The organism is Mesorhizobium silamurunense (assembly GCF_014843905.1).
GTDB lineage: Bacteria > Pseudomonadota > Alphaproteobacteria > Rhizobiales > Rhizobiaceae > Mesorhizobium > Mesorhizobium silamurunense.
In genome coordinates this window covers 26,520-47,228 of the sequence record NZ_LPVS01000088.1, presented here as the reverse complement: position 1 = coordinate 47,228, position 20,709 = coordinate 26,520, and the positions used below count along the sequence as shown (strand labels likewise).

At 64.1% G+C, this 20,709-nt stretch carries 21 protein-coding genes; 6 read left to right on the top strand and 15 right to left on the bottom strand.

The features are described from left to right. Nucleotides 1-7 precede the first annotated feature (7 nt). Together fghA and AU465_RS25615 are read right to left on the bottom strand one after the other, a co-directional pair. A complete protein-coding gene (gene fghA, locus AU465_RS25620) occupies nt 8-844 on the bottom strand; it encodes an S-formylglutathione hydrolase (protein WP_192254460.1) in 837 nt (278 codons plus the stop codon). 107 nt (nt 845-951) lie between these two features. After that, nucleotides 952-3,021: an oxidoreductase gene (locus AU465_RS25615; protein ID WP_192254458.1), complete on the bottom strand. Its 2,070-nt coding sequence runs from the start codon at nt 3,019-3,021 to the stop codon at nt 952-954. Between the two features lie 307 nt (nt 3,022-3,328). Between AU465_RS25615 and argE the strand changes: the two genes are divergently transcribed. Continuing rightward, nucleotides 3,329-4,486 (top strand): acetylornithine deacetylase, encoded by a 1,158-nt coding sequence (gene argE, locus AU465_RS25610; RefSeq protein WP_192254457.1) that lies wholly within the window; start codon nt 3,329-3,331, stop codon nt 4,484-4,486. 6 nt (nt 4,487-4,492) lie between these two features. Here argE and AU465_RS25605 read toward each other — a convergent pair whose 3' ends face one another. Genes AU465_RS25605 through AU465_RS25585 form a run of 5 tightly spaced genes read right to left on the bottom strand, consistent with a single transcriptional unit; the run spans nt 4,493 to nt 9,404 of the window. Then, a complete protein-coding gene (locus tag AU465_RS25605; protein ID WP_192254455.1) occupies nt 4,493-5,428 on the bottom strand; it encodes a LysR family transcriptional regulator in 936 nt (311 codons plus the stop codon). Nucleotides 5,429-5,476: 48 nt separating this feature from the next. Continuing rightward, on the bottom strand, nt 5,477-6,967 hold the full coding sequence (locus tag AU465_RS25600) for an aldehyde dehydrogenase (protein WP_192254453.1): 1,491 nt from the start codon (nt 6,965-6,967) through the stop codon (nt 5,477-5,479). A 21-nt stretch (nt 6,968-6,988) separates the two neighbouring features. Next, nucleotides 6,989-7,663, bottom strand: coding sequence for a DUF1028 domain-containing protein (locus AU465_RS25595; RefSeq protein ID WP_192254451.1), 675 nt, complete (start codon nt 7,661-7,663; stop codon nt 6,989-6,991). A 5-nt stretch (nt 7,664-7,668) separates the two neighbouring features. Further along, nucleotides 7,669-8,085: a RidA family protein gene (locus AU465_RS25590; RefSeq protein WP_192254449.1), complete on the bottom strand. Its 417-nt coding sequence runs from the start codon at nt 8,083-8,085 to the stop codon at nt 7,669-7,671. Nucleotides 8,086-8,129: 44 nt separating this feature from the next. Further along, nucleotides 8,130-9,404, bottom strand: coding sequence for a flavin-containing monooxygenase (locus AU465_RS25585; protein WP_192254447.1), 1,275 nt, complete (start codon nt 9,402-9,404; stop codon nt 8,130-8,132). Between the two features lie 390 nt (nt 9,405-9,794). Here AU465_RS25585 and AU465_RS25580 point away from each other — a divergent pair, with 390 nt between their 5' ends. Further along, on the top strand, nt 9,795-11,414 hold the full coding sequence (locus tag AU465_RS25580; protein ID WP_192254684.1) for a GMC family oxidoreductase: 1,620 nt from the start codon (nt 9,795-9,797) through the stop codon (nt 11,412-11,414). Between the two features lie 72 nt (nt 11,415-11,486). Here the strand turns inward: AU465_RS25580 and AU465_RS25575 are convergent, their stop codons facing one another. The 3 genes from AU465_RS25575 to AU465_RS25565 all read right to left on the bottom strand — a co-directional run bounded on the left by AU465_RS25575 (nt 11,487) and on the right by AU465_RS25565 (nt 14,249). Continuing rightward, a complete protein-coding gene (locus tag AU465_RS25575) occupies nt 11,487-12,245 on the bottom strand; it encodes an ABC transporter ATP-binding protein (RefSeq protein ID WP_210325251.1) in 759 nt (252 codons plus the stop codon). A gap of 122 nt (nt 12,246-12,367) precedes the next feature. Then, a complete protein-coding gene (locus tag AU465_RS25570; RefSeq protein ID WP_192254443.1) occupies nt 12,368-13,171 on the bottom strand; it encodes an ABC transporter permease in 804 nt (267 codons plus the stop codon). 94 nt (nt 13,172-13,265) lie between these two features. Continuing rightward, the gene (locus AU465_RS25565; RefSeq protein ID WP_192254441.1) at nt 13,266-14,249 is read right to left on the bottom strand and encodes an ABC transporter substrate-binding protein; all 984 of its coding nucleotides are present in this window, start codon (nt 14,247-14,249) and stop codon (nt 13,266-13,268) included. A 697-nt stretch (nt 14,250-14,946) separates the two neighbouring features. Here AU465_RS25565 and AU465_RS25560 point away from each other — a divergent pair. After that, nucleotides 14,947-15,390: a PPC domain-containing DNA-binding protein gene (locus tag AU465_RS25560; RefSeq protein ID WP_192254439.1), complete on the top strand. Its 444-nt coding sequence runs from the start codon at nt 14,947-14,949 to the stop codon at nt 15,388-15,390. Nucleotides 15,391-15,642: 252 nt separating this feature from the next. Here the strand turns inward: AU465_RS25560 and AU465_RS25555 are convergent, their stop codons facing one another. Beyond that, nucleotides 15,643-16,251 (bottom strand): cysteine hydrolase family protein, encoded by a 609-nt coding sequence (locus AU465_RS25555; protein WP_192254437.1) that lies wholly within the window; start codon nt 16,249-16,251, stop codon nt 15,643-15,645. Nucleotides 16,252-16,394: 143 nt separating this feature from the next. On the opposite strand from AU465_RS25555, the gene AU465_RS25550 reads away from it, so the two are divergent. Both AU465_RS25550 and AU465_RS25545 read left to right on the top strand, forming a co-directional pair. After that, complete coding sequence (locus tag AU465_RS25550) at nt 16,395-17,453, top strand: ATP-dependent DNA ligase (protein ID WP_192254435.1); 1,059 nt, start codon at nt 16,395-16,397, stop codon at nt 17,451-17,453. A gap of 90 nt (nt 17,454-17,543) precedes the next feature. Then, entirely contained in the window at nt 17,544-17,903 is a 360-nt protein-coding gene (locus AU465_RS25545; protein ID WP_246506391.1) for a hypothetical protein, read from the top strand. 9 nt (nt 17,904-17,912) lie between these two features. On the opposite strand, the gene AU465_RS37860 is transcribed toward AU465_RS25545, so the two are convergent. Next, on the bottom strand, nt 17,913-18,035 hold the full coding sequence (locus AU465_RS37860; RefSeq protein ID WP_246506407.1) for a KTSC domain-containing protein: 123 nt from the start codon (nt 18,033-18,035) through the stop codon (nt 17,913-17,915). Between the two features lie 205 nt (nt 18,036-18,240). Here AU465_RS37860 and AU465_RS25535 point away from each other — a divergent pair, with 205 nt between their 5' ends. Continuing rightward, nucleotides 18,241-18,846 (top strand): alpha-ketoglutarate-dependent dioxygenase AlkB, encoded by a 606-nt coding sequence (locus AU465_RS25535; protein ID WP_192254433.1) that lies wholly within the window; start codon nt 18,241-18,243, stop codon nt 18,844-18,846. Nucleotides 18,847-18,890: 44 nt separating this feature from the next. On the opposite strand, the gene AU465_RS25530 is transcribed toward AU465_RS25535, so the two are convergent. The 3 genes from AU465_RS25530 to AU465_RS25520 are packed head-to-tail and all read right to left on the bottom strand — an operon-like array spanning nt 18,891 to nt 20,693. Then, a complete protein-coding gene (locus AU465_RS25530; RefSeq protein WP_192254431.1) occupies nt 18,891-19,259 on the bottom strand; it encodes a hypothetical protein in 369 nt (122 codons plus the stop codon). Nucleotide 19,260: 1 nt separating this feature from the next. Further along, nucleotides 19,261-20,178 (bottom strand): dihydrodipicolinate synthase family protein, encoded by a 918-nt coding sequence (locus AU465_RS25525; RefSeq protein WP_192254429.1) that lies wholly within the window; start codon nt 20,176-20,178, stop codon nt 19,261-19,263. Further along, the gene (locus AU465_RS25520) at nt 20,175-20,693 is read right to left on the bottom strand and encodes an MmgE/PrpD family protein (RefSeq protein ID WP_192254427.1); all 519 of its coding nucleotides are present in this window, start codon (nt 20,691-20,693) and stop codon (nt 20,175-20,177) included. Before AU465_RS25520 ends, AU465_RS25525 begins: the two co-directional genes overlap by 4 nt. Nucleotides 20,694-20,709 lie beyond the last annotated feature (16 nt).

Below are 20,709 nucleotides of genomic sequence, written 5' to 3'. Positions count from 1 at the left end.
GCTTCCCCTACTTCGCCAGCCGCGCTGCATGCCACTTCAAATGGTCGTCCATGAAGGTCGAGATGAAATTGTAGGAATGATCGTAGCCTTCCTGCATCCGCAGCGTCAGCGCGATGCCTGCCTTCCCGCAGGCATCCTCGAGCAGCCATGGGCGCAGACCATCCTGGAGGAATCCGTCGGCGGTGCCCTGGTCGACGAGCAGTTCGCCGTAACGATGGCCGTCCTCGATCAGCAGCGTGGCGTCATAGGCGCGCCAGCTCTTCTCGTCTGATCCCAGATATTTCTCGAGCGCCGGCCGCGACCAGCCCGCCGTCGTCGGCTGCACGATCGGCGCGAAGGCCGAGCAGCTCTTGAACCTGTCCGGGTTCCTCAGCGCGATCGTCAGCGCGCCATGCCCGCCCATCGAATGACCGAAGATCGACTGGCGTGACATGTCGACCGGAAAATTGGCGGCGACCAGCGCCGGCAGTTCCTCGGTGAGGTAGGAGTACATGCGGTAGTTCCTGACATAAGGCTCTTGCGTGGCGTCGACGTAGAAGCTGGCGCCGCAGCCGAACTGCCAATTGTCCTTTTCGTCAGGCACATCAGGGCCGCGCGGGCTCGTGTCGGGGCAGACGATGACGAGCCCTAGCTCGGAAGCCATGCGGCGGTACTCCCCTTTGTCCATGACATTGGCGTGGGTGCAGGTCAGGCCGGACAGATACCAGAGCACCGGCACATGGCCTTCCGCGGCCTGGGGCGGCGCGAAGACGGCAAAGGTCATGTCACAGGCGCAGACCTCGGAGGCATGCGAGTAGACGCCCTGGACGCCGCCATGCGATTTGGACGTGGAAAGAACTTTCATCGGCTCCGCCTTCCTGTCAGCTATCTCGGGCCCGGCATAGCCGCCGAACCTCGCGCTCGCAACCTTGCGCCTCGCAAAACGCGCAGAAGGGGCGATCGAGTTCCACGTCAATCGACCGCCAGCGCCGTAACTTCCCGCCGGAAAGGCAACGCGTCGCCGATGTCGCGTTCGTCCAGCTCGCGGGCGAAGCGGTGGCCGGCATAGGTTGCCCAGGCGATCGGCCCCGGTGCTTCGGCATCGCCGATGACCTTGACCGAACGGATGCCGTTGCCGGCCCACTCGTTTTCCCGGGTCTTGAGCTCGCGCCAAACGGCGTCGTCCTGATTGCGCGACGTGACCAGGACGACCGCGTCGGCCGTCAGCTCATGGCGCGCGCCGGTATAGACGCAGGCCGTGACGACGCCGCCTGAAGCGATATTCGTGACGATCCTGTTGAGGACGATATCTATTCCCAGCTCCGCCAGGCGGCGGTGGATGGCCCCCTGCTCCAGCGTGTTGCGGGTCCAGTCCGAGACATAGGCCGACGGGGTCACCAAGGTCACCTTTGCACCCTGGCGCGCCATCAGCTCGGCGAGCACGCCGCCCATGTAATAGTGATCGTCGTCGAACAGCACGACATTGCCGCCCGGCACCTGGCCGTCCATCAGATCGTCCGGCGTGTAGACCGGCATGGCGGGATTGATCGGCATCGGCACGACATGGGCGCGCGCGACGCCGTCCCGCCGCCAGGTCGATCCGGTCGCAATCGCGACGTTTTGGAAGCCGAAGGACAGGATGTCGTCCGCCGTCAGCCGGCTTTCGAAATAGATGTCGACATTTGACATCTGGCTGAGCTGGTACCGGCGGTAGTCGCGCACCCGGCCCCAGGCCGACAGGCCCGGAAGCAGGCTTTCGCGCGCCACGCGTCCGCCGAGCTCGGTGCCCGCTTCCGCGATCGCCACCTGATAGCCGCGCAGGCCGAGCGCGCGGGCGGCCTCCAGTCCGGCGGGCCCGGCGCCGACGATCAGCACACTGTCGCTGTTGCCCTTGGGCTGGATGCGCTCGGGATGCCAGCCCTTGCGCCACTCCTCCATGAAGGTCGGGTTCTGCGTGCAGCGCGAGATCGACATGGTCATGTCGCCGGTGATGCAGATGTTGCAGCCGATGCATTCGCGGATGTCCTCGATGCGCCCCTCCTCGACCTTCCTCGGCAGGAAGGGATCGGCGATCGACGGGCGGGCGCAGCCGATGAAGTCGAGCGTGCCCGACCTGATCATCCTGACCATCACGTCGGGCGAGGTGAAGCGGCCGACGCCGACGACCGGCCTTGAGGTCAGCTTCTTGATGCCGGAGACCAGGCTTTCCTGCGCCGCCTCGTCCTTGAAGCGCGATGGCCCCGAGCAATCCTCCCAGGCGCCGTGGGCGAGGTCCCAAAGATCGGGCAGGTCGGCATGCATCTCGATCATGTCGCGAACCTCGGAATTGGCGAAGCCAAGCTCGCCGATCATCTCGTCCAGCGACAGCCTGAGCGTCAGGCCGCACGTGTCGCCGATCGCGTCACGCCCTTCCTCGATCAATTCGCGCATCAACCGCGAGCGGTTTTCCAGCGAGCCGCCATATTCGTCGCTGCGCTGGTTGGTGGCGGTCGACAGGAAATGCTGGATGATGCCGAAGCCATGCGCGCCATAGAGGCACACCAGATCGAAACCCGCCTGCTTGGCGCGTTTGAAGGCGTTGCGATGCCAGCGGCGTAGGTCGCTAATATCCTGCTTGTCCATGGCGCGCGCCTGCACCGGATCGTTGGTGAAGGTGCGGATCGGCAGGGCCGACGGCCCGCGCGGGACTTCCTTGGTGTAAAGGTTGGGACCGTTGATGCCGGAATAGGCAAGCTGTATGCCGGCGAGCGCCCCGTGCTCGTGCATGGCTCTCGCCATCTTGGCCAAGGCCGGAATGTCGGCGTCGTCCCATAGCCTGAGCTCGATGAAGGGCGTGATTTCGGAGGTGTGGTGCATCTCCGTCTGCTCGGTGAAGATGACGCCCCATCCGCCTTCGGATTTTATGCGGCGCATCTCGGCAGCGGCCGATGGATCGCGATAGCCGCCGCCATTGCAATGGGGAACCTGATAGAAGCGGTTCTTGGCGGTCACCGGACCGATCTTCATCGGTTCGAACAGAATGTCGTAGCGTGGGTCGCGCATGTAGCTTCCTTCCTGCCGGCTTGGCGCTGCCCTTGAGCATGATTCCGAAAAGTGGGAACCGGTTTTCGGAATCATGCTCCAACAAAGAGTTAGATCAGGATGACGATTCAACGAAATCCCGATCTAGGGACTACTCATAAGTTGGCGCCGGCGCGGGAAAACTACGGATTTCTTCTGTGCGGATTAGGACGCGCCTAATCGCGCTTGCGTGGATTAGCCTGCGATGAACCGGGGCTGAGCCAAATGCGACTTCAGGACCGCCGCCGCACGATGTTACAGAGCCGGTAACGGCAACGAGGCAAGGGAAATGGACAGCATCAGGATACTCGAACGGCTGATCGCCTTCCCGACGGTGAGCCGCGACTCGAACCTCGATCTCATCGGCTATACTGCGGACCTGCTCGGCGCGAACGGCATTGCCTGCGAGATCCTCCACAGCGCGGACGGCCATAAGGCCAATCTCATTGCCACCATCGGACCGGCCGACAGGCCCGGCATCATGCTGTCCGGCCATACCGACGTCGTTCCGGTCGACGGCCAGAACTGGACGCTGCCGCCATTCGCGATGACCGAGCGCGACGGCAAGCTCTATGGGCGCGGCGCGGCGGACATGAAGGGTTTTGTGGCCTGTGCGCTCGCGACCTGCCTCAAGGCCTCGAAGATGGCGCTTCAGACGCCCTTGCATCTGGCGCTCTCCTACGACGAAGAGGTCGGCTGTCTCGGCGTGCGCGACCTGATCGAAATGCTGGGCACTGCGCCGCAACGCCCGCTGCTGTGCATCATCGGCGAGCCGACCAACATGCAGGTGGCGACGGGACACAAGGGCAAGCTCGCGGCACGCGCCGTCTGCAGGGGACGCGAAGGCCATTCGGCGCTCGCTCCGCTGGCGCTCAATGCCATCCATCTCGGCTGCGATTTCGTGCGCGCCTTACGCGATGAGCAGGACCGGCTGGCCCGCGAAGGCGCTCGCGACGGCGACTACGACATTCCCTACACGACGGTCCATGTAGGCAAGATCAACGCCGGCGTCGCGCTCAACATCGTGCCCAACCTTTGCGAGATCGATTTCGAGATCCGCAACGTCGCCGCCGACGATGCCGCCGGGATCCTCGACAGGCTTCGCGCCGCCGCTGCCCGCATTGCCGCCGACGCCGCTTCGATCGCGGCCGAGGCCGCAATCGACATCGACATCACCAACACCTATCCGGGCCTCGACACGCCGGCCGCTTCGGAAGCAGTCGCTTTCGTCAAATCGCTGACCGGCGCCAACGACACCATGAAAGTCGCGTTCGGCACGGAAGGCGGATTGTTCAGCCGCGATCTCGGCACGCCGGCCGTCGTCTGCGGTCCCGGCTCCATGGCGCAGGGGCACAAGCCGGACGAATTTGTCAGCATCGAACAGTTGCGGCGTTGCGACGAGATGCTGGAGAGGCTGCTGTCGCGGCTCGCCGACGGCTGGCCGTGATATCGCTCATTTGACGATGCGTTCGGTGCCGAAGACGCCTTGCTCGACGACAAAGCGGCGACAGTGGTCGATGAAGGCCTGCACCGTGAGTGTGCGGTGCTCGGCGTTCGGCAGCGCAATTCCCATGGTCAACGGCCTGAGATCGCCCAGCAGGGGCACGAAGACCAGCAGCTTGCCGTCCGGCGACATGGTGTTGAGCGGCCGCATATTGGCGATGCCGTAGCCGAAGCCATTGGCGACCATCGAACGCATCACGGCGATGTCGCCGGTGCGCTCGGCGATTTTGGGACGCAGTCCCCTGGGCTGAAAAGCCGACAGGAAATATTCGCGGCTGTAAGGCAGATCGAGCAGCACCATCGGCTCATCGACCAGTTCCTCGGGCGTGATGCCGGCTCTTGTCGCCAGGCGATGCGCGGCCGGCAGCATCACATAGGCCGGCAACTGCATCAGCGGCTCGAAGGTCATGTCCTGCGACAGCTCGAGATCGTAGGTCAGCGCGGCGTCTATCTCGCCACGCTGCAGCATCTCGAACAATTGCCCCTGGTTGCGCTCGAACTGCCTGACGCGCACATCCGGATAGGCATCCTCGAATTTCCGGCGCAACGCCGGCAGCACGATCTGCGCGAAAGTGAGCAGGCAGCCGATCGCCAGCGGTCCGCGCACCTTTTCCGCGATATCGCCGGCAATGTCGTGCAGCGCGTCCGCATCGTTGAGCAGCCGCGCGGCTTCCTTGAGGAAGAGGCGCCCGCCCGCGGTCAGCGCAAGCGCATGCGAGTGCTTGCGAACGAAAAGCTGGACGCCGAACTCCGCTTCGAGCTGGGCGATCGACGCCGAGATCGACGGCGGCGAGACGTTCACCTGCTCGGCCGCCTTGGCGATCGAACCGGCTTCGCCGACGGCGACGAAGTATTCGAGTTGTCTGAGCGTGAAGCGGAGCGGCATGGTTCTATGTTGCCGGTTTGCACCCGGTGATCAAGTCGCGGTCGCTCCTCAGTACTTGATCCAGGTGGTCTTCAGCGCGGTGTATTTGTCGAGCGCATGCAGCGACAGGTCGCGTCCGAAGCCGGACTGCTTGAAGCCGCCGAAGGGCGTCATCGGACTCAGCGCATCGACGGTGTTCACCGAAACCGTGCCCACGCGCAGTTTCTCCGCGATGCGATGCGCCCGCGACAGGCTGTCGGTCCACAGCGATGCAGCCAGGCCGTAGACGCTGTCGTTGGCAATCCGAAGCGCCTCGTCTTCGGTGTCGAAGGCGATGACCGACAACACCGGACCGAATATCTCGTCGCGGGCAAGCGCGTCGTCGGGCGCGACATTGTCGAAGATCGTGGGCTGCACGAAGCTGCCTCGCCCATCGACGGCGACCCGACCGCCGCCGGTTACCAGCCGGGCCGACTTCTTGCCGGCATCGATGAAACGCATGACGGTCGCGGCGTGGCGCGCGTCCACCATCGCGCCCATCCTGGATGCCGGGTCGAGGGGGTCGCCGGGCTGGGTCGCCGCCGCCCGCTCAGCCAGCTTCTCGACCAGCGCATCCCTGATACAGCGCTCCACCAGAAGCCGGGAATTGGCAGAGCATACCTGGCCCTGGTTGAAGAAGATGCCGAAGGCCGCCATGTCGGCCGCCGCGTCCAGATCGGCGCAATCCGCGAACACCAGGTTGGGGCTCTTGCCGCCGGTCTCCAGCCAGACCTGCTTCATGTTCGACTGGCCGGAATACTGTAGGAACATCTTGCCGACGGCGGTCGAGCCGGTGAAGGCAAGGCAATCGACATCCATATGGCGGCCAAGCGCCTGGCCGGCCGTCTCGCCGAGACCGGGCACGACATTGAGCACGCCGGCGGGCAGGCCCGCCTTCATCGCGAGCTCCGCCAGCCTGAGCGCAGAGAAAGGCGACTGCTCGGCCGGTTTCAGCACCACCGAATTGCCCGCCGCCAGCGCCGGCGCGCATTTCCAGGTCGCCATATCGAGCGGGAAATTCCACGGCACGACGGCGCCCACCACCCCGAGCGGCTCGCGCCGCACCAGCGCGAGGTCGCCCTGGCCCGTCGGCGCCACCTCGTCATAGACCTTGTCGATCGCTTCGCCGTACCATTGGAAGATCGCCGCCGAACCCGGCACGTCGATGGTGGCGGCATCCTTGACCAGCTTGCCCATGTCCAGCGATTCCAAGAGCGCGAGCTCCTGCAGGTTCTCGCGCAGCAACTCCGCCAGCCGCAACAGGACCGCCTTGCGGTGCGCCGGGCTCGTTCGCGACCAGACGCCGGCTTCGAAGCTGCGTCGCGCGACGGCAACGGCAAGGTCGATGTCCTCTTCCCCGCAGGAGGCGACCTCGGCGAGCGTCGCTCCCGTGGCCGGATTGATGCTGGCGAACGTCCGGCCGGAGCGCGCGGGCACCGGCTTGCCGTCGATGAACGCCTTGTCGCGAAAACGGATCGCGGACGCCTTGCCGACCCATTCCTTATGGCTGAGTTCGCTCATGCTGGCTCCGGATTGTCGGGACTACTCGTCACCGGGAACGCCGTAGCTCGGCGCATCGGACGGGTTGAGGGCGCGGATGACGTAGGCATCGAGCTGGGGCTTGTAGATCTCCCACAGCCTCGCCAGTTGCTCGATCGGACAGTCCTCGGTCCAGTCGCAACGCAGGTCGGCGACGGGCCAGGAGACATCGCGCACCAGCCTCATGCCGGCGGAGCGGACAGGTCCCGCCTCCCCGCCGGCCTCGAGCGCGGCCCGCATCGTGACGATCAGCCGGTCGCCGAGATCGCCCTCCGAGGCGAGGAAGGCATCAACCATCGCACGCGGGATGCCGTCGTTTGCCAACAGGTTGCCGCCGCAGGCAACGTCCTCGCCGCGCGCCTCGGCCCAGATGCCGAGCGCTTTCGGCCCCGAATGAATTGCGCTGCCGCCGGCCGCATCGACTGCCAGGACCTGCCGGTATTCGCTGAAGGCGGCCGTGCGCTTCAGGATCGCGACGGCTTCGGCAGCGGAAGCGCCGCGCGCCATCAGCTCCAATGCCCGGGACCCAAGCGTCGGGTCGGTGACGTTCTGGCTGGCGACAGCGCCGACGCCGGCCTGCGCATAGGCGCAACGGGCCGCAACGGCAGGAGACGACGAGGACACCGCCACGCCGAACATGCCCGTGCGCCTGCAGCGCGCGACGATGGAGAAGGTCATGGCGCTCAGTCCGGAATGACGGCCGTGCCGTCGATCTCGACCAGCCACTCCGGCCGCGCCAAGGCCGACACGACCACGCCGGTCGAAACCGGATGGACGCCCTTGATGTATTCGCCCATCGTCCGGTAGACGGCTTCGCGATGGCGGACGTCGGTCAAGTAGACCACCACCTTCACCAGATGCTCCATCGTGCCGCCGCATTCCTCGATGAGCTGCCTGATGTTCTGCATGACCTTGTGGGTCTGCTCGACCGGATCGTGACTGTCGATGTTCCTGGCGGTGTCGAGATCCTGCGGGCATTGCCCGCGCAGATAGACGGTGCGGCCGCCGCGCGTGACGACCGCCTGGCAGAGATCATTGTCGAGCTTCTGCTCGGGATAGGTATCCTTGGTGTTGAAGGTGCGAATTCGCGTATGCGCCATCTTGGTCTCCATCAGGTCGGGCTCGCCGCTGTCGTCAGCTTTGATCAGGCGTCCACGGGCTCGCGCTTCGCGGCGGCATGGTAGGCGATATATTTGCGCTGCGTCGAAATGCGGTCGGCCACGTGTTTGGCGTCATGCCATACGCCCCAGATGAAGCTCGACCCTCTTCGCGACTGCCAAGGCAGCCCCAGGAAATAGATCCCGGGCTCCGTCGAGACGCCGCGGTGGTGCCTTGGCCGGCCCTTTTCGTCGAAGGCGTCGACCTTCAACCAGCTGTAATCGACGGCAAAGCCCGTCGCCCAGATGATCGCCGCTATCCCGGCCTCGGCCAGATCGAGCTCGCGGATCGGGTTGGTCACGCACTCCGGATCCGGGTCGATCCGGCGAGCGGCGAGCTCTTCCGGGAGGTCGAGACCGTTGCGCGCGACATAGGCATCGGCTTCGTCCAGCAGTGCCGTCAGGCTGGCGTCGCCGCGGGCAATGTTTTTGGCAAGATCAGGCGCGAAGATCATCACACCGTCCTGATACGACTTGGTCATGCCGACCAAGGTAAGCCCCTGCGCGGCCAGCCGGCGGAAATCGATCGTCTCGCCGCCGCGCGCGCCGCTCACCGCGATCGTGACATGCTCCGTGCCGGGTCCTGGGGTTTCGGCGTCCCATTTGCCGAGGACTCCCAGCCACCAGCAGAAGTCGCGCCCGCGATAGGCCCGCGGCGGGCGGTCGTGCGGGCCGACCGAGAGGTAGACGCGCTTGCCGGCGCGCTGGAGCTCGTCGGCAATCTGCACGCCCGAGGACCCCGCTCCGACCACCAGCACAGCGCCTTTTGGCAGCTGCTCAGGGTTTCGGTAGGCGCTGGAATGGATTTGCAGGATGCCCGCATCCGCGGGAACGACGGGCGGAATGACGGGCACCTGGAAAGGTCCGGTCGCGGCGACGACGCTGTTGGCTTCGATCACGCCGGCCGACGTCTCGACGCGGAATCCGGGCCGGCCGACATTTCTTTGTACGAGCTTGACCTCCACGCCGCAGCGGATCGGTGCATTGATCTGCTTTGCGTAGGCGACGAAATAGTCGGCGACCTCCTCCTTGGAGGGAAAGCCGTCGCGACCCGTAACAGGAAACTCCATGCCCGGGAACCGGTCATGCCAGGCCGGGCCATTGGCAACCAGGGAATCCCACCGTTGCGAGCGCCAGCGCTCGGCAATCCGGTCGCGTTCGAGAACGAGATGGGGCACCCCGCATTTGGCGAGGTGCTCGCTCATAGCCACCCCCGCCTGGCCGCCGCCAACGACAAGCGTGTCTATCGTCTCAACCGACATGCTCAGTCCCTTTTCTGACCATCCGGCGGCTTTCGCCGCGCGGCATGACAACCGATCCCGGGCAGGTGGTGGATGCAGCCAGGAGCGACCCATTTCGCCGTGTCCCGGACAAGCCGTTGCGCCATCCGACCGCCTCTCTACTGGCGCTCACAAGTAGCAGCACGTGCCGGTGGGCGCCCATAACGAATCTCCGAAGTCACGCGTAACCATTTCCGAATTTCTCGCACCGATAGAAGCACCTAGAGTTCCAGCGATCGGATCGGGGCCGCCGCATGAGGCGGCGGTGAAGCGGACACATGTCGGCACGGAACTGGTTCCGGAACAGGGATGCGCTTGCACGGCGACCCGTTCCGCCCTGCCTCGAGCGCCGGCATTCTCGAGGGGCTGGGCATGAAGCCAGAAAGCTATGACTACATCGTCGTCGGCGCTGGTTCGGCCGGCTGCGTGGTGGCCAATCGGCTAAGCGCCGATCCGTCGGTCAGAGTGTGCCTGATCGAGGCTGGCGGCAGCGACAACAGCCTGCGGGTCAAGGTGCCGGCAGGCATCCTGTCGCTCTATGGCAACCCGAACTACGACTATTGCTTTGTCGGCGTGCCGCAGCCCCATCTCAACAACCGCAGCATTCCGGTCAACCGCGGCAAGGCGCTGGGCGGATCGAGCTCGATCAACTCGATGGTCTATATTCGCGGCGCCGCCGAAGACTACGACGAGTGGGCCGGGCTCGGCTGCGCCGGCTGGGCCTACAGCGACGTGCTGCCCGTGTTCAGAAAGCTGGAGCGCAATCTGATCGGCCAGGACCCGCGCTACCACGGCACCGACGGCGAGCTGCTGGTCGACAATCCGCGCGATCCGAACGTGCTCTCCGCCATGTTCGTCAGGGCCGGGACAAGCGCCGGCCTGCCCGCCAATACGGACTTCAACGCCGAAAGCCAGTTCGGCGTCGGGATCTACAACGTCACGCAGAACCGGGGCCAGCGCTTCAGCAGCTTCAGCGCCTTCATGCGTCCCGTGCTCGATCGCAAGAACCTGACGCTGCTCAGCGAATGCGAGGTGATCGACCTTGTCATTGCCGAAGGACGTGCGGCGGGAATGCGCGTGCGGCATGAGCGCCAGCAAAAGCTGCTCGCCGCAAACCGCGAAATCGTGCTTTCGGCCGGCGCCATCAACTCGCCCAAGATCCTGATGGCCTCCGGCATCGGACCGGCAGCCGAGCTCAAGCAGATCGGCATCACGCCGGTTTTCGACTTGCCGGGCGTCGGCAAGAACCTGCAAGACCATGTCGACGGCATGATCACCGTGCGCTCCAGGAGCACCAGGACGCTCGGCCTGTCGCTTGCCAACCTGCCTCGTATCGCCGCCGCCCCCTTCCAGTATTTCGCGCGCCGCAAGGGCATGCTCACCACCAACTATGTCGAGGCCGGCGGTTTTGCGAAGACCAGGCACGCGAACGGCCTTCCCGACATTCAGTTCCACTTCGTGCCGGGCTATCGCAGCCATCGCGGCAAGCTGATCGAATATGGCCATGGCTACGCCGTTCACACCTGCGTGCTCCGACCGAAGAGCGTGGGGGAGATCATGCTGTCACGGGACAGTTCCCGCCGCGACGTCCTCATCGACCATCGCTTCTTTGCAAATGAAGACGATGCAATGGTGCTTGTCGAAGGTATCAAGATCGCACGCAAGATCCTTGCCGCATCCGAGTTCGACGAGGTTCGAGGCAAGGAGATGCTGCCGGGCAAGGGTGTCCGCAGCGACGACGAGATCCTCGCCTATCTGCGCGCCGAAGCGCTGACGGTCTATCATCCGGTCGGAACCTGCAAGATGGGAACGGACGCAATGGCGGTCGTCGATCCGGCGACGCTGAAGGTGCGCGGCGTGGAGGGGCTCCGGGTCGCGGATGCCTCGGTCATGCCGAAGCTGATCGGCGGCAACACGAACGCGCCCAGCATGATGATCGGGCAGAAGGCTTCGGAGATGATCCTTGGCTCGGCGCGCTATGGCGACAAGTAAAGATCGCTCCCGCCTTTCGAGATTGAGGCAGTTCAGCATTTGGTATCGCTGAATTGCCCCGACTATCTGTTCTTAGTGATCCTCGTCGATCTCGTCGTGCAAAAGGCCGAGGATGCGGCGCTTGAGCGCGATGAAATCAGGCTCGAGGATCACGTCCATCGAGCGCGGGCGGGGAATGTCCACCTCGATCTCGGCCTTGATCTTGCCGGGCCTGGCCGTCATCACCAGGACGCGATCGCCCAGGACGAGCGCCTCGTCGATGTCGTGGGTGACGAAGAGCACCGTCTTCTGCTGCCGCTCCCAGACGCGCAAGAGCAGCTTCTGCATGGTGCCGCGCGTCTGACTGTCGAGGGCGCCGAAAGGCTCGTCCATCAACAGGACGGCCGGGTCGTTGGCGAGGGCGCGCGCGATCGCCACGCGCTGCTTCATGCCGCCCGAGAGCTGGGCGGGGTAATGGTCGGCAAAGGGCGTGAGGCCGACCTCGTTGAGATACTGGTTGACGATCTGCCTGCGCCGCTCCGCGGGCAGACCCTTGCGCTTCGGTCCATACTCGATGTTGGCGCGCACCGTCAGCCAGGGAAACAAGGTGTAGCTCTGGAACACCATGCCCCTGTCGGGGCCGGGTTCGATCACTTCCCGGCCATCGACCTTGATGCTGCCAGAGGTCGCGTCGTTGAGGCCGGCGGCGAGGTAGAGCAGGCTGGATTTGCCGCATCCCGAAGGGCCGACGATGACGCAGAATTCGTTCCTGGCCACCTTCAGCGACACATCGTCCAGCGCCAGCACGCCGTTGGCGTCGCCGTAACGCAATGTCACGTCTTCGATGGCCATCGTGGTGCCGGCCGAACGCGGATCGCCGCTTGCATAGGCCGCGCCGGCCAGGTTGTTCGCCTTGATGGATTCGGTCATTGCTACCCTTGATCCGACTGCGGTTTGCGAGGATGCCTTCAAAATCAAGGTGCCCATGGCGCGACCCTTGCCCGGATGATGCGGAATGCCGTGTCGGTGATGAGGCCCAGAAGCCCGATCGCGGCGATCGCCATGAAGATCACATCGACCTGGAAGCCGCGCATCGCCTTCAGGCTGATGTAGCCAAGCCCGCTTGATGCTGCGACGAGTTCCGCCACCACCAGATAGGTCCAGGCCCAGCCCATGGTGACGCGTAGCGTATCGAGGATCGCGGGAAGAGCGGCCGGGAAAATCACGTGCCACACCGCTTCGCTGCGCTTGGTGCCCAGAGTGTAGGAGGCGTTGACCAGGTCCCTGGATACGCTGCGCGCGCAATCGGAAATCATCACGAGCTGCTGGAAGAAGGTGCCGAAGAAGATGACCGCTATGCGCTGCTCGATGCCGATGCCGATCCAAAGGATGAACAGGGGCACGAAGGAGGTCACCGGCAGATAGCGGATGAAATTGACCAGCGGCTCCAGCGGCGCCTGGACAGCCCGGTAAGTGCCCATCCACAGCCCCAGCGGCACCGCGATCAGCGAGGATACGATGAAGCCCAGAAGCACCACCTTGGCGCTGGTCAAGGTATGGTAGAAAAGGCTGCCGTCCAGAGACATGCGATAGGTCGTCTGCAGCACCGTTCCGGGCGTCGGCAGGAACATGTTCGGCACGACGCGGCCATAGGACAGTAAAGCCCAGCCGCCGATCACGACCACCCACATCGCCAGCGCCAGCGTTGTTGCGGTGCCGGCGGGAATGTTGGCGAATGGGGTCGTCAGGCGTGTCCACGCCGTCCGCCTCTGTGCCATAAGATGGCCTCCGTTGATCTTCTGAAGCGCGAAACTCTGGTCTTTCGAGAAACGGGGTCGGCCCGGGCGGGCCGACCCCGGCGGTCTCGAAGGCTCACTCGTCCTTGATGAAATCGGTGTCGAGGATGGTTTTCGCGTCGATCGTCATCTTGAGCTTGCCGGCCTTGCCCCAGATGTCCTGCGCGAAGTTCACCAGATCGGACGCCTCGCTCTTTTCCGGAGTGCCGAAGAATTCCAGGTTGCGGGCATGGTCGTAATAGCGCACGCCCTTGGCGCCGGCGGCGAAATCCTCGGGCTTTTCGAGATAGCCGCCAATGCCCTTGGCCATGATCTCATAAGCCTTTTCCGGGTTGGCCTTGATGTACTCGACCGCCTTGTAATAGCCCTTGACCAGGGCCTTCACGTCCTCGGGATGCTTTTCAATCAGATCGCATTTGAGGGCGATCACATCGACGATCAGGCCGGGGGTCGTCGTGGAATCGATCAGCACCTTTCCCTTTCCGCCCTTGCGGACCTCGGTGAGGTGCGGCTCCCAGGTCACGGCGGCGGGAACCTGACCGGCGATGAAGGCGGTCGCCGCGTCATCGGCGGTCATGTTGGTGATGGTGACGTCGTCCTCGGTCATGCCCTCCTTCTTCAGGAGCACGTTGAACCAGAACTCCGAAATCGAGCCCTCGTTCAAGGCCACCTGCTGGCCCTTCAGATCCTTCAGCGATTTGGCGTCGGCCTGCGTGACGACGCCGTCGCCGCCGTGGCTGTCGTCGATCGCCAGGACGTATTTGAAGCAAAGCTCGTCCGAGCGATATTTCATCAGTTCGTCGACCGTCGAGGCGGCGCCGTCGAGGTCGCCGCCAGCGACTGCCGCCATGTAAAGCGCTGATTCCTCGATGATCTTCAGGTCCACATCGACGCCGGCTTCCTTGAAGTAGCCGAGGTCTCGGGCAAGAAACAGCGGCCCGTAGCCCACCCAGGTGGTCATGCCGAGACGAATGGCGCCGGCGTCAGCGGGAGCGGAAAGCCCCAGGCTAAGCAGGCCCGCGCCGACCGCGGTCATCAGGCGATTTCGGTATGTCTTCATTGTCGTGGTTCCCCTATGGCAGTTGCCGGCACCGGCCTCATTCAAGTGGCGTATGCCAAGCTGTGTTTCGGCAGCCGCTCTCTTGTTATGCGTCGCCTCCCAGGCGGGCCTAGCGTGTTCTAGGCTCAGCAAGAGAGCATCCGGGCCGGATCGCAAAAAGAAGTCTTTTTCTGTCCTTTGCTTCGTCGAAACCGAAGCAGAGGCTGGCAAGCGAGGCAGGGAAACCTCTCAAGCACTCAAGGTCGCCGCCCTCGCCTTGCCCGCGATCGGGGCTCCCCGCATTGCAACGGCGACTCGGCAATCGGATTGGCGGCTTAGACCAGGGGCAGGTAGCAGCGAGCTGTCCGTTGCTGCGGCTAGAAAAGGGCTTCTTGCCGATCGGTTCCACCTTCGGCTCATTGATCCGGCGGAACTGGACCGGGTCCATGCCGAGCCTGTTTCACCGCCCAAGGCTCCCCTGCCGTCGAGGCCAAGGCGCAAGCAATCAGCTGGGTGGCGCAGCTCATCGGCCGCCAGGCGACGCTGCTCGCCTATGTCGACGTCTTCCGCTACTCGGCGATCGCCACGGCGTTGCTGGTGCCGCTGGCGCTTCTGTTGCGGTCGCCCAAGCCGTCCCGGCCGGCGAATAGCACGCTCCTGAGGGAACATGCGTGGCAGGTTGCGAGTTGCACCCAAGGCAATGACCGGTGCGAACGACATGAAATCGAAGCTGGTCTCAGAAACTTCCGGACAAAGAACCTTCGTGGTCGTGCTGGACCCAGGCGAGGAAGCGGTCGCCGCGTTGACGAATTTTGCCGGGCAGAAAGGGATCAGCGGCGCTTCGTTGACGGCAATCGGCGCATTCGAGAAGGCGACAGTCGGCTGGTTCGACATCAAGTCGAAATCCTACCGCAAGATACCTGTCGACGAGCAGTGCGAAGTGCTGAGCGCTATCGGGGACATCGCCGTCGACGACAATGGCAAGCAAAGTCTGCACATTCATGCGGTGCTCGGCCTGAGCGACGGAAGGACACGCGGCGGACATCTGCTGGAAGGCACTGTACAGCCCACACTCGAAATCACGGTTGTGGAGTCACCTGGCCATCTGCGCCGCACCAAGCGCCCTAGGCTCGGCATCGCCTTGATCGACCTGGATGCCTGAGCACTGACGACCCAGCTGCGCCCTTTCGAGTTCTGCCAGGCGCTGACGCGCCTCGATCCGAATTTCGTGGTCTTCTGCACGTCCGGCACCTCGAAGCGAGAGGTCTGCGGGTTACGCCATACTCCATTCCAACCGGCAATTGCGCCGGCTATTATCCCGAGCTCAACTCTTTGATATCGCTCTGGCATCGCGCCCGTAACGCGCACATGCTGGCGGCGAAATCGGTGCCCGTGAGGGATCGTCGCATAACGTTCAGGTCCAGGCCGAGAGAACCGTCTCCATCTCGACGGTCTCGACCTGTTGCGCGAAGCGCTGATGATAGACGGTCATCAGCGCGTCATGCGTGGCGTCTGAGGAACTGCAAAGCGCGTCGGTGACCAGCACGACGCGATAGCCGATGTCGATCGCTCCCAACACGGTGGCAAGCACACAGACATCGGTCTCTCCGCCGGTGACGACGAGCGTATCGATCCGGCGAGCGGCAAGGGTTGTCTGCAGTCTGCCTTCCGGCCAGGGCGAATAGACATGCTTGTCGATTACCTGCGCCGGCGGACAGAACGACGACAGCGGCGGCAGCAATTCGATCATCTCCGGACCGGCATTCTCGATCGTCATCGAGGCCCAGCGCTCATAGTAGCGTCTCCAGGTACCGACCCCCCTTCCAGGCCTTTCGGCCGGCAAGAAGCGCGTGAAAATCGTCTGCTCGGCTTTCCTCTCGACGAGGTTCACGATCCTGGGAAGGACACGGGTAATCCAGGGCGTTGCCCATTCCGAAGGTTCGGCGAATAATCTCTGCATGTCCACGCAGACATGCGCGCAACGATCGCCGAGAGGACCATAACTCAAGCCGGAAACCGACATCAGGATTCCTGACGGGAGTTCATGTTGATGCGATGGCGCAAAGTGGCCGGACTGGATGGTCGAAGCTCAACATTTCGTTCCTGATTTGTGGTGAAGCAACGCCCCGCCGTGCAACTCGTTCCTGTTGGCCGGAAACCACAGCTATGGTCGAAAGTTTAAGTGGGATGGAGACTTCCCAGATTTCCGTCCAAACTGCGTCGAACAAGGAGTTTCCCCTGCCCCTGGACACGCAGCCGATGGAGGCGCGCGCCGCCGAAGAGCTGCCCGAGGATCGCGGTGCCTGGGAATACGAGCCGAAATGGGATGGGTTTCGCTGTCTCGCCTTCAAGGGCCATGACACCGTTGACCTCAGGGCGAAATCCGGGAAGCCGCTCGGCCGTTATTTCCCCGAGCTTACGGCCATGCTGCGCGGTCTCGATGCGAAAGATTTCGTTGTCGACGGAGAGATCGTAATCGAGATCGAGGGCCGCGCCTCCTTCGACGCGCTGCAGATGCGACTTCACCCGGCCGAGAGCCGGATCCAAAAACTGAGCGTGACGACGCCGGCGCAATTGATCCTGTTCGACATGCTCGTCGCGCCGGGTGGCAAGTTGCTCCTCGAAAAGGCCCTGCAAGAGCGGCGAGCAGCAGTCGAGAATTTCGTGGCGAAGGCCGATACGGCTTCCTTGCGGCTCTCGCCCTCCACCACGAGCCTCGCCACCGCCAGACAATGGCTGCAAGGCGCAGGTCATGGCTCGACCGACGGGGTTGTCGCCAAGGCGCTGGGCGGATCCTACCGGCCGGGCGAGCGCGCGATGATCAAGATCAAGCGGCTGCGCACAGCCGATTGCGTGGTCGGTGGATTCCGCTACCTGAATGGCAAGCCTCAGGTCGGGTCGTTGCTGCTCGGGCTATATAACGAGCAGGGCCAACTCGACCATGTCGGCTTCACATCGACCATCGGCAATGAGGAGCGGGCGGGGCTCACCAAGAAGCTCGAGAGTTTGCGCGGCGGGCCCGGCTTCACCGGCAAAGCGCCGGGCGGCCCGAGCCGCTGGAGCACCGAGCGCAGCGGAAAATGGGAGCCGGTACAGCCGGAACTGGTCGTAGAGGTTCGCTTCGACCACGTCACCGCTGGCCGCTTCCGGCACGGAACAAGATTGGTGCGCTGGCGGCCCGACAAGGCTCCGCGTCAATGCACATTCGAGCAGATCGAACGTTGAGCCGCGTGCCGCGCCAGCGGAACAACCGGTCACTCCAGCGGTTCTTCAATGGAGCGAACCGGACGCCGGTTCACAATATTGGAGAGCGACATGGACCCCCGCAACAAGCAGCGATCCAAACAGCAAGACGAGGCCGAGGCCCCAGCCATCGAGCAGCAGGACTGGGAGTCCTTTGAGGGCGACAAGGTGCTTCCGGACAGCGTGGTCGTGGAAGAAGGCGTTCCCGACGCCGGGGAGACGGAAGAAACGCCCTCCGAAGAGGACGATGACAACCCCAGCCAGAACAGCGACGAGGCCTTGCCCGACGACGAGGAGGAGGAGGTTTGTCGAAGGATCCTTCCAAGGAGGGCAGCCGGTTCGACGAGGTCTAGCGGACCACGCGCTTGCCGAGCCGATGAAGGGTGGAATGGTCCGATCGGCGCCGGTTGCGAAGGAACACCCGTCCTGTAATCGGTGCGTTCAATGCCGCGGTCCGCGCTTCACCAAGCGGAAGCTGTATCGGTCGCGTACGAATTCGTTGAAAAACCGACCCTTGGAGGGAGCGGCCGCGAACGCAGCGTAGGTTTCAGTCAACCTCCTCATAGTCATAGCGGTCGCCTCTCGGGACGAACCATACCGAAAGGATCTTCGTCGCCGGATCGTAATGCTGTTCCGGATGGCAGTGGAGGGCATGACGGACGTCCTGTTTGCCATGCGTAATTCCTGCAGCTGTCGTGAGGTTCCGCCGTACCGTGCGTTGGCAGGACAAGGTCTTGCGAGGCCAGCCGAATTGCCTATCTGAGGGCTTATGCCATCAGCGAAATCCAGGACCGCGGCTCAGGTCCGTCAGGGCGATCTTTTCGGCGCCCCAAACAGCTTACCGCAAGGATTACACTACCGGCCGGGGCTGATCACGCGCGATGAAGAAAGCGAGTTGGTCCGCCACATCAAAGGCCTGCCGTTCAAGCCCTTCGACTTTCATGGCCATCTTGCCAACAGGCAGGTTGTCGGCTTCGGACTGCGTTACGACTACGACCGCCGCGAGGTCGTGGAAGCACCGGCCATACCCGACTTCCTGCTGCCGCTTCGCGACAAGGTCGCCGGCTTCGCCGGCCGGCCCACGTCCGAGTTCACGCAGGTGCTGATCAACGAATACCGGCCAGGCGCCGGCATCGGCTGGCATCGCGACAAGCCCCATTTCGAGCTCGTCGCGGGTGTCTCCCTGCTGGCGTCCTGCAGCTTCCGGCTACGCCGCAGGAACGGCGCGACATGGGACCGGGAGACGATCGAGGTCGAGCCAAGATCCGTCTATCTCATGGCCGGTCCGGCGCGCAACGAATGGGAGCATAGCATTCCGCCGCTCGCGGAACACCGCTACTCCGTCACATTTCGGACGTTGCGGCCAAAGCTGTAGGTGGCGACGTGCCCGGAGCCGATTTCCGATACGCCCCCGCGGTCTCACCGGTTCTGGTGGAGGACCGTCTCGGCGGCGATGAAGCCCCAGGTCATGTTGGGGCCGAGGGTCGTTCCGGCGCACTCGGCGCGCGTGCCGATCGGATTGGACATGGCAAGCCCGGCGGCGTAAAGCCCGCCGACCGAGACCCAGCGCACGGTCGGACTCTCGACCAGCGCCGCGCGCGGATAGCGCAATCCCCGGTCGAACTTGATGGTGAACACCACCTCGGCGCCGGTGTCCGAGATCATCCCGGGAAGCGCCTTATAGCTGTCGCAGCCGAGCACCGTGAGGTCGGGATGGGTTTCCGCCAGCACGGCCATCGGCCCGTCCGGCGCATCGGTGGTTACGATGATTGTTGGCCGCGCGGACATTTCAGCCTCGCCTCGGACCGGGGATGTGATCGGCGAGAGGACCCAGCGCCTCAAGCAAGGCCTTGCCTGCCTGCGTGGTGGTGTTCTCATGCGGCGCGCGCAGATTGAGCCAGCGATGATCGCCGGAACGCACGGCAAGTGCCGCCTTCATGCCGCCGATCAGCCCGGCGTCCTGCACCGCCTTGCGAAACGCCTTGATGGCGGCATCGGCGGTGGACACGTCGCGGCCTGCGCGCGCGCCGTCATACACCGCCCGGATCGCCTTGGCATTGAGGTTGACGGAGGCGGAAATGCAGCCGGCCGCGCCTGCGGCCAGGCCTTGCGTGAGCTGGCCCTCGGAACTCGGAAAGACGGAGACGTTGGGCGCGGCTGCGATCACGGCGGCGGTGTTGTCCCAGCTTCCGGCGCTGTCCTTGTAGGCGACGACCGTCTCCGGGAAGGCCGTATTGAGCCGCGCCGTCAGCGCCGGCGACACCGGCACGCCGGAGTTCTGCGGAATGTGATAGAGGATCAGCTTGAGCTTCGGGCTGGCGACTTTCTCGATCAGCTCCGAATAGTAGCGCGCCTGCCCGTTATCGCCCGCCGCCGTGTAGAAAAATGACGGCAGCACCATGACGCCGACGCAGCCGAGCTCCAGGGCATGCCTGCTGAGCTCAATTGTGTCCGGCAGCGCGGTGACGCCCGTGCCGGGCATCATCTTGTCCGCCGGGATGCCGGCCTCGGCCAGCCACTGCAGCGCCTGCATGCGCTCGCGCGGCGACAGCGACAACGCCTCGCCGGTCGTTCCAAAAGGCGAAAGGTAATGAGCCCCTTGGGCAAGCACCCATTTCGCATGGCTCACCCACAGGTCGCGGGCGACGCTGCCGTCTTTTTCGAAGGGCGTCAGGATAGGCGCGATGACGCCTTGCACACTGTTCATCGATGGTTCTCCCGGATCGTCGCGTCGCCGGCGGCAAGAGTCGCTGCCGCGGCGACTGTTCTGATGAAGAAGGCGGTCGAGGCGATGTCGAAGAAGACGTCGAAGCCTCCCTCGCTCCGCACCAGCACGGCTTCGACGCGCGTCTGCGCGACCAGAAGCGCCGGCACGACCGCCACGCCGATGTGCTCGTTGGTCGGCGGATAGCCGTCGTGACCGTCGAGATTGTCGGTCTGGGTCGCCGCGGCGAAGGCGGCACCTGCCACGCTGACGCGCCCACCGTCGAAGATCATCCTTGCCGCGTGCCGGTCCGCGCCGGAACCGTAGAGCAGGACGGCGGCGGCGCGCGCGATGCGTCCCGCCTGCATCGGCCCGCCGGTGATGGCAATGCCCATCGTGTCGAGGAACCGCAGCGCTGACGACTTCAGAACTTCGCGCGGGAACGCGTTGGCCGACCTGCGCAACACGAAGTCGGCGACACGGGCAAATACGGTGGAAGCAGACTCACCTTCCGCCATCCGCCGGTCCATGCCG

Excerpts from the sequence above, each read along its gene's own strand:
- fghA (WP_192254460.1), bottom strand. The coding sequence starts at position 844 with ATGAAAGTTCTTTCCACGTCCAAATCGCATGGCGGCGTCCAGGGCGTC.
- AU465_RS25615 (WP_192254458.1), bottom strand. The coding sequence starts at position 3,021 with ATGCGCGACCCACGCTACGACATTCTGTTCGAACCGATGAAGATCGGT.
- argE (WP_192254457.1), top strand. The coding sequence starts at position 3,329 with ATGGACAGCATCAGGATACTCGAACGGCTGATCGCCTTCCCGACGGTG.
- AU465_RS25605 (WP_192254455.1), bottom strand. The coding sequence starts at position 5,428 with ATGCCGCTCCGCTTCACGCTCAGACAACTCGAATACTTCGTCGCCGTC.
- AU465_RS25600 (WP_192254453.1), bottom strand. The coding sequence starts at position 6,967 with ATGAGCGAACTCAGCCATAAGGAATGGGTCGGCAAGGCGTCCGCGATC.
- AU465_RS25595 (WP_192254451.1), bottom strand. The coding sequence starts at position 7,663 with ATGACCTTCTCCATCGTCGCGCGCTGCAGGCGCACGGGCATGTTCGGC.
- AU465_RS25590 (WP_192254449.1), bottom strand. The coding sequence starts at position 8,085 with ATGGCGCATACGCGAATTCGCACCTTCAACACCAAGGATACCTATCCC.
- AU465_RS25585 (WP_192254447.1), bottom strand. The coding sequence starts at position 9,404 with ATGTCGGTTGAGACGATAGACACGCTTGTCGTTGGCGGCGGCCAGGCG.
- AU465_RS25580 (WP_192254684.1), top strand. The coding sequence starts at position 9,795 with ATGAAGCCAGAAAGCTATGACTACATCGTCGTCGGCGCTGGTTCGGCC.
- AU465_RS25575 (WP_210325251.1), bottom strand. The coding sequence starts at position 12,245 with ATGGCCATCGAAGACGTGACATTGCGTTACGGCGACGCCAACGGCGTG.
- AU465_RS25570 (WP_192254443.1), bottom strand. The coding sequence starts at position 13,171 with ATGGCACAGAGGCGGACGGCGTGGACACGCCTGACGACCCCATTCGCC.
- AU465_RS25565 (WP_192254441.1), bottom strand. The coding sequence starts at position 14,249 with ATGAAGACATACCGAAATCGCCTGATGACCGCGGTCGGCGCGGGCCTG.
- AU465_RS25560 (WP_192254439.1), top strand. The coding sequence starts at position 14,947 with ATGAAATCGAAGCTGGTCTCAGAAACTTCCGGACAAAGAACCTTCGTG.
- AU465_RS25555 (WP_192254437.1), bottom strand. The coding sequence starts at position 16,251 with ATGTCGGTTTCCGGCTTGAGTTATGGTCCTCTCGGCGATCGTTGCGCG.
- AU465_RS25550 (WP_192254435.1), top strand. The coding sequence starts at position 16,395 with ATGGTCGAAAGTTTAAGTGGGATGGAGACTTCCCAGATTTCCGTCCAA.
- AU465_RS25545 (WP_246506391.1), top strand. The coding sequence starts at position 17,544 with ATGGACCCCCGCAACAAGCAGCGATCCAAACAGCAAGACGAGGCCGAG.
- AU465_RS37860 (WP_246506407.1), bottom strand. The coding sequence starts at position 18,035 with ATGAGGAGGTTGACTGAAACCTACGCTGCGTTCGCGGCCGCTCCCTCC.
- AU465_RS25535 (WP_192254433.1), top strand. The coding sequence starts at position 18,241 with ATGCCATCAGCGAAATCCAGGACCGCGGCTCAGGTCCGTCAGGGCGAT.
- AU465_RS25530 (WP_192254431.1), bottom strand. The coding sequence starts at position 19,259 with ATGTCCGCGCGGCCAACAATCATCGTAACCACCGATGCGCCGGACGGG.
- AU465_RS25525 (WP_192254429.1), bottom strand. The coding sequence starts at position 20,178 with ATGAACAGTGTGCAAGGCGTCATCGCGCCTATCCTGACGCCCTTCGAA.
- AU465_RS25520 (WP_192254427.1), bottom strand. The coding sequence starts at position 20,693 with ATGGCGGAAGGTGAGTCTGCTTCCACCGTATTTGCCCGTGTCGCCGAC.